The organism is Burkholderia sp. BCC0322 (assembly GCF_902833045.1).
Taxonomy (GTDB): domain Bacteria; phylum Pseudomonadota; class Gammaproteobacteria; order Burkholderiales; family Burkholderiaceae; genus Burkholderia.
Window position 1 is genome coordinate 903412 of the sequence record NZ_CADFDU010000001.1, and the last position, 14005, is coordinate 917416.

The window sequence follows — 14005 nt, forward strand, 5'->3', positions numbered from 1 at the left end:
GATGATGCGATTTGCGCATTGTAGGAGTGTGAGCATGCGTGATTCATATAATCATTCTTGCTATCGACAGCGCGAAAACTGCGAACGGCCCGATCGTTGCGATGGCCGGTGGTGCGCGCGCGTGCGTCGGCTGCGACGGGTGACGAGAGCGAAACGCCAATCGAATCAACGTGATGCGATGCATGCCGACGCGTCGGGCGATGCGGGGCATGCAGGCGGGCGTTCGCGAGCCCCCACCCGTTCGCGCCGCGCGCGATATCGATATGCGCAAAACTTCGTTGGATCGCCCTGACCCGGATGGTTACATGCCCTCACTCTTTTCGACTGACTGAAGCTGGGGGACGCATGAACGTTTCGGGGAACGACGCACGCGGTGCATGGCGACGCGTGCTGGGCACGGTGGCGGCGCTTGCTGCCGCATGGGGCTTGTCGACGGGCGGCGCGCTCGCGGCGGGCGTGTCGGGCGAGCCGGTGGTGATCGGCGTGAGCGGGCCGCTCACGGGCCAGGACGCGCAGTACGGCGAACAATGGAAGCGCGGCTTCGATCTCGCGCTCGACGAGATCAACGGCAGCGGCGGCATTCACGGCCGGCCGCTCGCAGTCGACTTCCAGGACAGCCGCAGCGACCCGCGCCAGGCCGTGGCGATCGCGCAGAAGTTCGTCGCCGATCCGCGCATCGCGATCGAGCTGGGCGACTTCTCCAGCGCGACGTCGATGGCCGCGTCGCCGATCTACCAGCGCGGGCAACTGATCCAGTTCGGCTTCACGAACTCGCATCCGGACTTCACGAAGGGCGGCGACTATCTGTGGAGCACCGCGCTGAGTCAGGCCGAGGAGCAGCCGCTGCTCGCGCGCTACGCGGTGAAGGAGCTCGGCTTCAAGCGGATCGCGGTGCTGTACCTGAACACCGACTGGGGCCGTACCAGCAAGGACATTTTCGCGAAGGCGGTGGCCGGGCTCGGCGCGCAGGTCGTCGCGGCCGAAGGCTATCAGCCGACGGAGAAGGATTTCCGCTCGACGCTCGTGCGGATCGGCGCATCGAAGCCCGATTCGATCGTGCTGATCTCGTACTACGCGGACGGCGCGCAGATCGTGCGGCAGGCGCGCACGTCCGGCGTCACGCTGCCGATCGCGGCGGTCGGCTCCGTGTATTCGCCGAAATTCCTCGAGCTGGGCGGCGCGGCCGTCGACGGCGTCTATACGGAATCGAACTTCTTCCCGGCCGAGCCGCGCCCCGAGGTGCAGGCGTTCGTGCAGCGCTATCGCGCGAAATTCCACGCCGATCCCGATTCGTTCGTTGCGCGCGCATACGACGCGCTGATCCTGTCGGCCGAGGTGCTGCGCCGCTACGGCACGACGCGCCAGGCCGCGCACGACGGCTTCGCGAAAATCAGCGACGTGCCGAGCGTGATCTTCGGCAAGGTGCGCTTCGATCCGCAGACGCGCCGCGTCGCGGGCGCACGCACCGTCTATCTCGTCGTGAAGCAGGGGCAGTGGGCGCTGTGGGACGGCGCGAAACCGCAGCTCGCCGCACGCTGAACCTGAACCGAATGCACGTGACGGACGCATCGTGATGGCTTCCTGGCTCGACTACACGCTCAACGGCCTCATCGTCGGCAACATCTACGCGCTGCTCGCGGTCGGGCTCGCGCTGATCTTCGGCGTGTCGCACCTGATCAACTTCGCGCACGGCTCGGTCTACATGGCCGGCGCGTTCATCGGCTGGCTGTGCCTGACGCGCTTCGGGCTGCCGCTGCCGGTCGCGCTCGCCGCGGTCGTGGTCGGCTGCGGCGCGCTCGGCGTCGCAATCGAGCGGATCGGACTGCGGCCGCTGCGCCACGCGGCGCGCATCGCACCGCTGCTCGCGACGATCGGCATCAGCTTCATCCTCGACCAGCTCGCGCAGCTCGCGTTCGGCGCGGACCCGCGCGCGGTGCCGACGCCGCTGCCGGACTGGCATCTGCGGATCGCCGGCGCGACGCTCGGCTCGCTCGACCTGCTGATCGCGGGCATCGGCATCGCGGCGGCCGCGCTGCTGTACGGCTTCCTGCGCTTCACGCGGCTCGGCTGGGCCGTGCGTGCGACCGCGCAGGATCGCGACGCGGCACTGCAGATGGGGGTCGACGTCGACCGCGTGAACCAGGCCGTGTTCGCGATTGCGTGCGCGCTCGGCGGCGTGAGCGGGCTGCTGGTCGGCATGTACTACAACAGCATCGATCCGGCGATGGGCTTCCAGGCGACACTGAAGGGCGTGGTCGCACTGCTGATCGGCGGGCTCGGCAACGTGCCGGGCGCGATCGCGGGCAGCCTGCTGCTCGGGCTCGTCGAAAGCTACGGCGTCGCGCTGTTCGGCACCAGCTATCGCGACCTGTTCGCGTTCGGGCTGCTGATCGTGTTCCTCGTATGGCGGCCGAACGGGCTGTTCAGTGCGAACCGCGCGCTGCCGCCCGAGCCGATGACCGGCACCTTCCTCGCGGCCGCGAAGGCCGTGCGCGTGCCGCGCCCGGTACTCGTCGTGCTGGTCGCACTGGCGGCCGTGCTGCCGTGGCTCGGCGCGTCGCCGTACGTGCTGCAGACGCTGACCAACGCGTGGCTGTACGGGCTGCTCGCGCTGAGCCTCACGCTGGTCGCGGGCACGGTCGGGCAGATCTCGCTCGGTCACGCGGCGCTGCTCGTGATCGGCGCGTATGCGTCGGCGCTGCTGTCGTCGGATCTCGGCTGGTCGCCGGCCGTGACGATCCCGTGCGCGGGCGTCATCACGGCCGTGCTCGGCACGCTGCTCGTCTATCCGGCATTCCGGCTGCGCGGGCACTACGTGTCGATCGCGACGCTCGGCATCGGCGAAGTGGTGAGCCTCGTGATCCTGAACTGGGACGGCCTCACGCGCGGCCCGCTCGGCATCACCGGCATCGCACCGCTGCCGTGGGCGACGACCGCGCGTGCCGCGTACTGGTTCACGTTCGCGGTGCTCGTCGGGTTCGCGCTCGTGCAGGTGCGGCTGCTGCGCTCGCATCTCGGCCGCACGCTGCGCGCGGTGCGCGAGGACGAGGTCGCCGCGCGTGCGCACGGTATCGCGCCGAACCGCTACAAGGCGATCGCGTTCGCGGTCGGCGGCGTCGCGGCCGGTGTGAGCGGCGGGATCGCCGCGCATCTGTACAGCTACATCAATCACCAGACCTTCGATTCGCAGGTGTCGATCCTCGCGCTGACGATGGTGATCCTCGGCGGGCTCGGCAACGTGCTCGGCGGCATCGCCGGCGCGATCGCGCTGATCGGGCTGCCCGAGCTGTTCCGCTGGGCGGCCGACTACCGGATGCTGATCTACGGCCTCGTGCTGCTGCTGCTCGTCCGGTTCCGGCCGCAGGGCCTGCTCGGCACGGTGTAAGGAGGAACACGATGACCCCCCATCGACCCCTGCTCGACGTGCAGGGCCTGACGCGCCGCTTCGACGGCGTGACCGCGCTCGACGGCGCGAGCCTGTCACTCGCCGACGGTGAACTGCTGAGCGTGATCGGGCCGAACGGCGCGGGCAAGTCGACGCTGTTCAACCTGATCGCGGGCGCCGACCGGCCCGATGCCGGCCGCGTGACGTTCGACGGCCGCGACATCACGGGCACGGCGCCCGAACGCCTGGCGGCGCTCGGCATCGCGCGCACGTTCCAGCACGGCCGCGTGTTCGGCAACCTGAGCGTGCTCGACAACGTGCTGATCGGCGCGCATGCGCGGTTGCGCGCGGCGCGGCCGGGCTGGCCCGCGCTCGGCGCGGCGGCCGAGGTGCTGCGCGCGCTCGTGCGGCCCGCGGCCGTGCGGCGCGAGGAAGCCGCGCTGCGCGACGAGGCGCGCGCGATCGTCGCCGGGTTCGGCGAGCGGCTCACGCCGCGCATCGATCATCCGGCGCACAGCCTGTCGTATGCGAACCGGCGGCGCGTGGAGATCGGCCGCGCGCTCGCGCTGCATCCGCGCCTGCTGCTGCTCGACGAACCGACGGCCGGGATGAACGAGACGGAGACGGCCGAGATGCTGCAACTGATCCAGTCGCTGAAGGCGCGCGGCCTGACGATCCTGCTGATCGAGCACAAGCTCGAACTCGTGATGCGCGTGTCCGACCGCGTGATGGTGCTCGACAACGGCGTGAAGATCGCCGAAGGCGCGCCACGCGACGTGCGGCACGATCCGCGCGTGATCGAGGCGTACCTCGGCCGTCGCCATGCGGGCGGCGCACCGGCCGGCCGCGCGGCACAGGCGGCCGCATGACCGCACTTTCTTCAGGGCTCCACACGACCATGACCGACGCGTTGCTGACACTCGAACACCTCGACACGTTCTACGGGCCGGTGCAGGTGCATTTCGACGTGAACTTCGAGGTTGGTCGCGGGCAGATCGTCAGCCTGCTCGGCGGCAACGCGAGCGGCAAGTCGACGACGATGAAACTGATTCTCGGGTTGATGCGGCCGCGCCGCGGCGTCGTGCGCTTCGACGGCGACGACGTCACGGCGCTCGCGACGCCGCAGCGCGTGCGGCGCGGGATCGCGGCCGTGCCCGAGGCGCGGCGGCTGTTCGGCGACATGAGCGTGCGCGAGAACCTGCTGATGGGCGCGTACACGCGTGGCGACCGCACGGCGGTGGCGCACGACTACGAGCGCGTGCTCGACCTGTTTCCGCGGGTGCGCGAGCGGCTGACGCAGCGAGCGGGCACGCTGTCGGGCGGCGAGCAGCAGATGCTCGCGATGGCGCGGGCGCTGATGGCGCGACCGAAGCTGATCTGCATGGACGAGCCGACGATGGGGCTGTCGCCGCTGTACGTCGACAAGGTGCTCGAACTGATCGATGCGATCAATAAGCAGGGCGTGACGGTGTTCATGGTCGAGCAGAACGCGAGCCTCGCGCTGGAGATCGCGCATTACGGGTATGTGTTGCAGACGGGACGCGTCGTGCTCGAAGGGCCCGCGAAGACGCTGCTCGACGACGAGCGCGTGCGCGATGCGTATCTCGGCGGGGAGGCCGTAGCGGCGTAGTGAGTGTGACGTTTCCGATATTCGGCGTAAATTGACGTTCTCCTGAACTCGAACGCCACGGGGGCTAGCGCGCCATGTTGACTTACTCCATTCAGAAGGTCGGCCACGATTTCGAGCAACTGGATCCGCAGGGGGCGACGGATTACCCGTCGTTCATGCAGGCATTCGATGCATTCCCGTGGGCGGCGCAGCATGCCGAATGGGACGATACGCAGGAAGGCCCGTTGCCGGCTCTCGTGCTGCAGCATGCCGACGATCAGCGGGAGTTGTGGGTGACCGCGTTGAGCGATGCGCATGCGGGCGGCTTCCAGCTGAATGCCGTATCCATGCGGATGAAGAAGGGGCTGTTCGGGATCGGCAAGGGCAAGCTGGAGCGGCATGTCGACACGATCGACGTCGACACGCGCGCGGACGTCGATACGTTGTGCCGGCTGTTTTGCGATCGTCAGTACGACGAGCTGGACCGGGTGGTCGCGCGGCACGTGGAGCGTAACCGCTTCGATGACGACAGCGACGATTGAGTGCCTGCTGCGCAGGTCCGCAGGCTCATGCGTTTTCCGCGCCGATTCCCGCCGCGCGCGGAAACGTCAACACCACCGCGAACCCGCCCGCATCGGGGAACGCAAACCCGACGCGCCCGCCGTGTGCCTTCATCACTTCCTGCACGATCGCGAGCCCGAGGCCCGACCCGGTGCGCCGTTCGCTGCCATCCGGTGCGATCCGCACGAACGGCTGCAGCGCGACATCCCAGTGCTCGCGCGGAATCCCGCGACCGTTGTCGGTGACGGTCAGCGTCACGGCATCGCCGGCGTTGCCCTGCGTCGCGACCGAGACGACGATATCGTCCGCGTGACCGTGCAGCAACGCGTTGTGCAGCACGTTCGACAGCGCTTCCTGCAGGCTGATCGCGTCGCCGTCGATCCAGGCGATCGGCGCGTCGCTTGCGAACGCGACGGCCACATCGCGCTCGCCCGCGAGCGGAATCGTGCGGCCGAGCACGACCTTCGCGAGCGCGACGAGTTCGACGGGTTGCAGCGGCACGGCCTCGGTGCGATGGATCACCATCGCATGGTTGAGCAGCTGGCCGGTAAGCCGCCCGACGTCCGAGCAGGTCGCGCGCAACGCGTCGAGCCGCGCCGCATGGCGCGCGGGATCGGCTTCGCCGTCGAGCAGCTCGATCTGCGCGTCGAGCCGCGCGAGCGGCGTGCGCATCTGGTGCGCGGCATCCGCGATGAAGCGCTGCATCGCGTTGATGCGCTCGGCCAGGCGGTGTATCAACCCGTTGATCGAGCCGATGATCGCATCGATCTCGCTCGGCGTATCGACGGCCACCGGCCGCAGGTCGGCCGGGTCGCGCGCGGCGATGATCGCGCCGATCTGCGCGAGCGGGCGCAGGCCGCGCCGGATCGCGAGGCCGCTCGCGCCGATCGCGAGTACGCTCATCAGCAGGATCAGCGTCCAGACCTTGATGCTCATGTCGTTCGTGAGCTGCTGGCGCGCGTTGGTGGTTTGCGCAACGGTCACGAGCGCCCAGCCGGGCGTGCTTTCCTCGGGCATGTAGCGCGCGATGGTCGCGGTGCGGATCCGGTGGCCCTGGTACATGCCGTTCGCGAACGCGGGGCCCTGTTTCGCGGCGGCGAGCGTCGCGGGGCTCGCGAGATCGTTGTAGCCGGCCACGACGATGCCGCGCGAATCGACCACCTTGTAGTAGACGAGGTCGTAGCGCGACAGCGTCGACAGCGCGGCCACCGGCGGATTCAGCGCGAGCACGCCGCCTTGTACGTAGAGGTTTTCCGCGACCTGGATCGATGCGCCCGCAAGCAACTGGTCGTACGCGCGTTCGGCCGCGACGCCCGCGTAGTAGCGCGCGATCGCCGCGAGCGCGAGCGCGCCGGTCGCGACGACGAGCGCGATGAAGAGCAGCGTGCGCCCGAACAGCGTCTTCGGGAACCAGTCAATGCGCCGCAATCTGGTACCCCATCCCGCGCGCGGTACGGATCTCGACCGAGCTGCCCTGCAGCTTCTTGCGCACGCGTGTCACGTACTGCTCGACCGCGTTCGCGGTCGGCTCGTTGCCGAAGCTGAACAGCTGGTTCAGCAGCTCGTCCTTCGAGAAGATCCGCTGCGGGCGGCTCGCGAGGATTTCGAGCAGCGCGAATTCCTGGCGCGACAGCGACAGCGGCTGGCCGTCGAGTTCCGCGAGGCGGCTGCTACGGTCGATCACGAGGCCGCCGAGTGTCAGCACGTCGTTCGCATGGCCGCTGTTGCGGCGCAGGAGCGCCTGCACGCGGGCGTCGAGCTCGCGATAATCGAACGGTTTCACCAGGTAGTCGTCGGCGCCGAGGCCGAGGCCGCTCACGCGGTCGTCGATCGCCGAGCGCGCGGTGACGAGCAGCACGGGCGTCGTGCTGCCCGATGCGCGCAGGTGGCGCAGCACCGTGAAGCCGTCCATGCCGGGCAGGTTCGCGTCGAGCACGACGAGATCGAAGCGCTCGACGCGCAGCAGCCCGTGCGCGGTCGCGCCGTCGGTTTCCAGATCGACGGCATGGCCGAGCCGCGCCAGGCGGCTGCGGATCGCCGCGCCGATTTCGGCATCGTCCTCCACGACGAGAATGCGCATGGTGCCGTTTCGCAGGTGGGTGGGTTAGGGGTTTTCCCGAGGCCGGGATGTCAGCATTTTCTCAGACTCGGTCGATAACCTGTGTCGAGCCGGATGCAGCACGCAAGGACGGCATTAATACCAGAAATATTCAAGGAGACGGCAACATGCAGCATGTCATGGGCGCGACGAACGCGGGGCGTGGCGCGACGCGGGCCTTCGCGTGGCCGTTTGCCGTCCGCCGCACGGCGGCGCGCGCATGACGACGTCGCCGCGCCGCCGCGCAGTGATCGCCGCCGGGCTCGGCATGCTGACCGCGCCGGCGCTCGTGCGCGCGAAGCCGCGCACGGTGCGGATTTCCAAAGGCTATGGCGTGCTGTACCTGCCGCTGCTCGTGATGGAGAAGCAGCGGCTGTTCGAGCGGCACGCGGCGCGCCACGGCGTGCGCGACGTCGCGGTCGACTGGGTGCTGCTCGATGGCGGCAATTCCGTCAACGACGCGATGATGGCCGGCACGCTCGATTTCGCGGGCGCCGGCGCGCCGGGTTTCATCGAGCTGTGGGCGCGGGCGCGCGGCATTCCGAACGTCGAGGTGATCGGCATCAGCGGGCTGTCGACCACGTCGCTGTCGCTGAACGCGAACCGGCCGGGCCTGACGTCGCTGCGCGACTTCACGCCGTCCGACCGGATCGCGGTGCCGGGCATCCGCACGTCGCTGTCGGCGGTCGTGCTGCAGATGGTCGCGAGCCGGCAACTCGGCCCGAAGCATTTCGCGCAGCTTGATGCGATCACCGTGAACCTGCCGCATCCGCAGGCGATGCAGGCGCTGATTCGCCGCGAGAACGGCGTCACCGCGCACTTCACGTCGCCGCCGTTCTCGACGCTCGAGCTGCGGCAGCCGGGCATTCACCGCGTCGTGAATTCGGTCGACGTGCTCGGGCCGATGACGCTCGACGTCGTGTTCGCGCCGAAACGGCTCGTCGATACGGCGCCCGCGCTGGCCGTCGCGTTTCTCGGCGCGCTCGACGAAGCGAACCGCCTGATCGTGCAGGACCCGCGCGCGGCGGCCGCGCTCTACGCGGCATCGTCGGGCGTCGGCGTGTCGCACGACGACGTGATGCGGATGCTCGCCGCGCCGGACACGCGCTTCTCGGTGCTGCCGAACCAGTTGATGGACTACGTCGAATTCCTGTACCTGGCCGGCACGATCAAGGCCAAGCCGCGCGCGTGGCACGAGATGTTCGCGCCGATGCTCGACGACTACCGGTCGGGCTGATACCGCCGCTGCCTTTCATCGAAACCCGTCGCGCCCGTGCCAGCGTCGCGCGCGACGCCGATTCAACCGATATGCAACCGCAATACAACCGATTCACGCAAGGAGCCTGAAGTGAACGCTACCGACACCCTGGACCCCGCGTCCGCCGAAGAACAGCGCATCATGTCGAAGATGTCGCGGCGCCTGATGCCCATCCTCGTCGTGATGTTCCTGATCGCGTTCATCGACCGGCAGAACGTCGGGTTCGCGAAGCTGCAGATGGTGCACAGCCTCGGGATGACGGAAGCCGCGTTCGGGCTCGCGTCGTCGCTGTTCTTCATTGGCTACCTGCTGTTCGAGGTGCCGAGCACGCTCGCGCTGCATCGCTACGGCGCGCGCGTGTGGCTGGCGCGGATCATGCTGACGTGGGGGCTCATCACGGTGCTGATGGGCTTCACGACGTCGATGCCCGCGTTCTGCGCGCTGCGCTTCGTGCTCGGTATCGCCGAAGCCGGCTTCTATCCCGGCGTGATTTACTACCTGACGCTGTGGTTTCCGCAGAGCTATCGCGCGAAGGTGCTCGGCATCTTTACGCTCGGCAGCGCGCTCGCGAACATGCTCGGCTCGCTGGTCGGCGGCGTGCTGCTGAGCCTGAACGGCGTATGGGGGCTCGCGGGCTGGCAGTGGGTGTTCGTGGCGACGGGCATCCCGGCGGTGATCGTCGCGATCGTCGTGTTTCGCGTGCTGCCCGCATCGGTGCGCGACGCGCGTTTCCTCGACGAGCGCGAGAAGCAGATCGTCGAGGCCGCGCTCGAACGCGAGAAGCCCGCGAAGGCCGAGCACGGCCAGCCGTGGAAGGCGCTGCTCGATCCGCGCGTGATGCTGTTCGCGGCGACCTACATGCTGATGTCGACGTCGCTGTACGGCGTGACGTACTGGCTGCCGACGCTCGTGAAGTCGTTCGGCGTGTCGAGCAGCACGAACGGCTTCCTGAGCATGCTGCCGTGGGCGCTCGCCGTGTTGCTGCTGCTGTGGCTGCCGGCGAAGCTGCGCCGCGCGAAGAGCATCCTGCGCACGATCGCGATCGTCGCGGCGCTTGGCGCGCTTGGCTTCCTGCTGAGCCTCGTGTTGCCGTCGACGCCGCTGCGCTTCATCGCACTGGTGCTCGGCGGTGCGTGCATCCCGTTGCTGTATCCGTGCTTCTGGTCGATGCCGCCGCGCTATTTCACCGGCGCGCGGGCGGCGGCGAGCGTCGCGGCGATCAACTCGATCGGCAACCTCGGCGGCTTCTTCAGCCAGAACCTGATGCCGTTTGCCGGCAAGGTGACGGGCACCGCGTTCGGGCCGATGATCGTGCCGATCGTGTGTCTCGCGCTGCTCGGGATCGGTGCGCTGGTCGCGTGGACGCGGTCGGAGCGGGGGATGGTGGCGGCGCGGGTGTGACGGCGCGCGGCGTCACCGCATCGTCACGTGGTTTCCAACGACCCTGAAGTTGGTCGATACGTGCGCGTTGTTCGACAGCAGGTACTTGAGCGCGTCGATGTCCGGCGCGGTCGTGGAGAAGCGGTTCCCGCCGTCGAACATGAAATCCCACGTGACGATGCCGCGACTGTATTCGGGCATGTCCACGCGGATCTCCTTCAGCGATGCAAGCGGATACGCGCGCTCGTGCCAGTCGAACAGGTGCCGCACGTAGAGGTGATCGGGCGTGACGATCTCGTAGCGCCGCAGGAACGGTATCGCGACGACGAAGAGCACGACAGTCGTGATCAGCCACGATCGGACCGCACGCCACACGATGGCCCGTGACGCACGGCCGCGCGGCTTGGTGCGGTAGCGCCGGTATGCCGACGGTACGATCAGCCAGACGGCGAACCACCACGCGATCGCGATGAACCCGAGCGGCACGTTCATGAACGGCACCGAAAACGCGCCGACGAAGCTCGTCGGAAAATCCAGGAGCCGCGCGGTCGACACGAACCCGAGCCCGATGTAGCTGCCGGCCGGATGCGGGATGAACACGGCCGTCGTCAGGGCCTGCAGCGCGAGCAGGATGGGCCAGCACAGCAGCGATACGGCAAGCCAGCCGGCTGGCACCGCACAGGAGATGAGGACGTAGCTGCGGAGTGTTTTCATCGTGGCGAAGGGGAATGCGATCCGCTGGCGCACGGGCGCGCAAGGACGCGGGACGGTGATGGCGAAGGATTGTAGCGCCACGCCGTTGCCGTCGCCGGGCGTAGCGCGCGGGGATGGGCGGGTGGGGCGGAGGTATTTCACGAGCCGGGGGTGCGAACGACCGACGCTTCCCGATCCTGGCCGCTGGCCATCGACGCGAAGACGATTACCACTGACGACCGGCTGGCGGCGGGGCATCGCGGCACCCGCCGGCGCCATCGCGTTGTCGCTTCTACCCGCGCGGCCCCCCAACCCCGCCATGCGCGACCGTCACCTGTGCAGGTGACAGCGGAATCTCCACCTCGACCGTCGTCCCTTCGCCGAGCGTCGTCGTGATCCGCAGCGTGCCGCCGACGAGGTACGCGCGCTCGCGTAACCCCACCAGCCCGAACGATCCCGCCTTGCGCGGCACACCGGGATCGAATCCCGCGCCGTCGTCGCGAATCGTCAGCGCGATCGCGTCGTCCGCGTACACGAGGTCGATGTCCGCATGCGACGCGGCCGCGTGCCGCGCGATGTTGGCGAGCGCTTCCTGCGCGATGCGGAACACGGCCGTCGCATACGGCTCGTCGAGCTGCAGCTCGGGCGGATCGACGTGCAGCTCGCATGCAATCCCGTGACGCTGCCGGAAATCCTCCGCGAGCCATTGCATCGCGGCGGCGAAGCCGAGATCGTCGAGCATCAGCGGGCGCAGGTCCGATGCGATGCGCCGCGTCGCGGCCACCGCGCCGCGCGCCATCGTGTGCATCGCCGCGATCTTGCGCGCCAGCGGCGCGTCGTCCTGCGGCACTTGGTTGATCAGCCATTCGAGCTCATTCTTCAGCGTCGCGAGCGTCTGCGCGAGTTCGTCGTGCAGCTCGCGCGCGATGCGGCGCTGCTCGGCTTCGCGCGCGCTCGCGCTGATCGAGGCGATCTCGCGCAGCTCCTCGCGCGACACCTGCAGCGCCCGCTCGGCGCGCACGCGCTCCTCGACCTCGCGTCGCAGGTCGCGGTTCGACGCGCTCAGTTGCGCGGTGCGCGCGGCGACGCGCTGTTCGAGCCGTTCGTTCGCGTCGTTCAGCTGCGCGCTCTTCTGCACGACGAGCAGATGCTGGTAGCGCGCGCCGGCCAGCGCGCGCACCGTCTGCGCATGCAGCCGGCCGTTCTCGAACAGCATCGCGAACAACACGACGCCGGACGCGACGAGGCCGTACGCGCGTCCCGCGTAGAAACCGAGGTCGTAGCGCCCGTGATTGAGCATCGACGACAGCGCGATGTCGAACAGCCACGCTACGAGCGTCGTCATCACCCACAGGTCGAGCACGGAATGGCGCCGCCGCCGTTGCCACATCAGCATCAGCGCCACCAGGTTCAGCCCCCAGACGATCGTGATCGCGTTCGTCATCTTCGCGGCCATCCGGTTGCCGTTCATGATGCGCGGCAGCAGGTCGTGGCCGGCCGTCGCGAGCAGCGCGAGCGCGACCGTCGCGCCGGCCGCGGCCACGATGCACAGCACGATGGGAATCGCCGCGCGGCGCTGCGGCGCCGCGATCGGGCCGGCCGCGCGCGACGTCGCGCGCAGCAGCGCGTACGCGGCGACCGCCAGCGGAAAGCCGCTGTGCCAGAACAGGTACAGCCAGGCGGTGGTCTGGTCGCGGGCGCCGAGCAGGCCGGTCGGCGCGAACAGCCCTGGAAAGGTCAGCATGTGAGTGCCGGCCATGAAGCCCGTGAACAGGTAGCCGCCCGCGAGCACGAGCAGCGGTTTCTCGCGCAGGATTGCGTACTGGCCGAGCAGGAGGCCGGCCGTCACCATGTCGTTGACGACGATCGCCGACTGGTACACGGGGATGAACGCCCAGCCCGGCGCAAGCGGCCTGCCCGCGAACGGCGCGAGCGCGGCGAAGATCACGGCGGATACGAGCACGGTCGCGAGCGCGAGCCGCCGTTCGCGCCGGCCCGGTGGCAGCGACGACATGAACAGGCGCGACGCGTCCGGATCGTCGTCGTCCGGGAGCAAGGGCGGGACGGGGACGGCGGCCGTCATGCGTCGCCGCCGGGGTCGAGGTCGTGGCGCACCGCGTAGCGGACCAGCGCGGCTTCGTGCGGCAGGTCCATCTTCTCGAGGATCCGTGTCTTGTACGTGCTGACCGTCTTCGCGCTCAGCGTGAGTTCGGTCGCGATCTGCGTGACGGTCTGGCCCGAGACGATGCGGCGCATCACGTCGAGCTCGCGCGCGGACAGCCGTTCGTGCGGCAGCGTCGCGGCCGGCGTGCGCAGCGTGAGCGCGAGGCTTTCGGCCGCCGACGGGCTCACGTAGACGCCGCCCGCCGCCACCTTGCCGACCGCCTCGACGAGCTCGGCGGCCGCGCTGTCCTTCGTCAGGAAGCCGGTTGCGCCGGCCTTGAACGCGCGCGCCGCGTACTGCGCCTCCGCATGCATCGTCAGCACGAGCGTGCGCAGCGACGGCGCGTGGTGCTTCACCAGCCGGATCAGCTCGATGCCGGTCGGCGCGGGCATCGACAGGTCGAGCAGCAGCACGTCGGCGTTGCCGCGCTCGACCAGCGCAAGCGTGGCCGAGCCGTCGCTTGCCTCGCCGACGATCTCGAAACCGCCGGCTCTTTCCAGGATGTAACGCAGTCCGTCCCGCATGACTGCGTGATCGTCAGCCAGAATTACCCTGATCATCTAGCGATCCTCTTCGGGATGACGCAGCGCACTGCTGTCCGGTGGTCGCCGCGGCTGTTCTTCTGATCAATATATTCCGCCGAATCCGAAAACGGTACACATCCGGGAAATTTTCGAGATAGAGGATCGCGGAATGTGCACGGAAACGAAATAATCGCGGGGAAAAGGTACGGGACGGAGCGGGTATGAATCAGGGTATTCCCTGGTGGCTGCGGCGGCCGGAACAGGCCGGCGCCGCGTGTCGCGAGCCTCCCCGCGAACCGTCCCGATTCGGGACTAAACTGGTGCCCGATGCCA

At 68.7% G+C, this 14005-nt stretch carries 13 protein-coding genes; 8 read left to right on the top strand and 5 right to left on the bottom strand.

Translation table 11 applies throughout. The features are described from left to right. Nucleotides 1–345: 345 nt before the first annotated feature. The 5 genes from HWX39_RS04230 to HWX39_RS04250 all read left to right on the top strand — a co-directional run bounded on the left by HWX39_RS04230 (nucleotide 346) and on the right by HWX39_RS04250 (nucleotide 5536). A complete protein-coding gene (locus HWX39_RS04230) occupies nucleotides 346–1539 on the top strand; it encodes an ABC transporter substrate-binding protein (RefSeq protein ID WP_011356128.1) in 1194 nt (397 codons plus the stop codon). Nucleotides 1540–1573: 34 nt separating this feature from the next. Beyond that, complete coding sequence (locus HWX39_RS04235) at nucleotides 1574–3385, top strand: ABC transporter permease (RefSeq protein ID WP_175966083.1); 1812 nt, start codon at nucleotides 1574–1576, stop codon at nucleotides 3383–3385. Nucleotides 3386–3396: 11 nt separating this feature from the next. Beyond that, on the top strand, nucleotides 3397–4254 hold the full coding sequence (locus HWX39_RS04240; protein WP_175965702.1) for an ABC transporter ATP-binding protein: 858 nt from the start codon (nucleotides 3397–3399) through the stop codon (nucleotides 4252–4254). Further along, a complete protein-coding gene (locus HWX39_RS04245; RefSeq protein WP_175965703.1) occupies nucleotides 4251–5015 on the top strand; it encodes an ABC transporter ATP-binding protein in 765 nt (254 codons plus the stop codon). Before HWX39_RS04240 ends, HWX39_RS04245 begins: the two co-directional genes overlap by 4 nt. A gap of 74 nt (nucleotides 5016–5089) precedes the next feature. Next, nucleotides 5090–5536: a hypothetical protein gene (locus tag HWX39_RS04250; RefSeq protein ID WP_175965704.1), complete on the top strand. Its 447-nt coding sequence runs from the start codon at nucleotides 5090–5092 to the stop codon at nucleotides 5534–5536. 25 nt (nucleotides 5537–5561) lie between these two features. On the opposite strand, the gene HWX39_RS04255 is transcribed toward HWX39_RS04250, so the two are convergent. Further along, complete coding sequence (locus tag HWX39_RS04255; RefSeq protein ID WP_175965705.1) at nucleotides 5562–6983, bottom strand: sensor histidine kinase; 1422 nt, start codon at nucleotides 6981–6983, stop codon at nucleotides 5562–5564. Further along, complete coding sequence (locus tag HWX39_RS04260) at nucleotides 6970–7635, bottom strand: response regulator transcription factor (protein WP_174944973.1); 666 nt, start codon at nucleotides 7633–7635, stop codon at nucleotides 6970–6972. The genes HWX39_RS04255 and HWX39_RS04260 overlap by 14 nt, the downstream gene beginning before the upstream one ends. Nucleotides 7636–7682: 47 nt before the next feature. Between HWX39_RS04260 and HWX39_RS04265 the strand changes: the two genes are divergently transcribed. From HWX39_RS04265 to HWX39_RS04275, 3 genes are all read left to right on the top strand, one after another. Further along, nucleotides 7683–7877 (top strand): hypothetical protein, encoded by a 195-nt coding sequence (locus HWX39_RS04265; RefSeq protein WP_175965706.1) that lies wholly within the window; start codon nucleotides 7683–7685, stop codon nucleotides 7875–7877. Then, on the top strand, nucleotides 7874–8890 hold the full coding sequence (locus HWX39_RS04270; protein WP_175965707.1) for an ABC transporter substrate-binding protein: 1017 nt from the start codon (nucleotides 7874–7876) through the stop codon (nucleotides 8888–8890). The genes HWX39_RS04265 and HWX39_RS04270 overlap by 4 nt, the downstream gene beginning before the upstream one ends. 111 nt (nucleotides 8891–9001) lie before the next feature. Beyond that, on the top strand, nucleotides 9002–10312 hold the full coding sequence (locus HWX39_RS04275) for an MFS transporter (protein WP_175965708.1): 1311 nt from the start codon (nucleotides 9002–9004) through the stop codon (nucleotides 10310–10312). A 12-nt stretch (nucleotides 10313–10324) separates the two neighbouring features. On the opposite strand, the gene HWX39_RS04280 is transcribed toward HWX39_RS04275, so the two are convergent. The 3 genes from HWX39_RS04280 to HWX39_RS04290 all read right to left on the bottom strand — a co-directional run bounded on the left by HWX39_RS04280 (nucleotide 10325) and on the right by HWX39_RS04290 (nucleotide 13708). After that, complete coding sequence (locus HWX39_RS04280) at nucleotides 10325–11005, bottom strand: hypothetical protein (RefSeq protein ID WP_175965709.1); 681 nt, start codon at nucleotides 11003–11005, stop codon at nucleotides 10325–10327. A gap of 271 nt (nucleotides 11006–11276) precedes the next feature. Then, a complete protein-coding gene (locus HWX39_RS04285; RefSeq protein WP_175965710.1) occupies nucleotides 11277–13067 on the bottom strand; it encodes a sensor histidine kinase in 1791 nt (596 codons plus the stop codon). Beyond that, the gene (locus HWX39_RS04290; RefSeq protein WP_175965711.1) at nucleotides 13064–13708 is read right to left on the bottom strand and encodes a response regulator transcription factor; all 645 of its coding nucleotides are present in this window, start codon (nucleotides 13706–13708) and stop codon (nucleotides 13064–13066) included. The genes HWX39_RS04285 and HWX39_RS04290 overlap by 4 nt, the downstream gene beginning before the upstream one ends. Nucleotides 13709–14005: the final 297 nt, after the last annotated feature.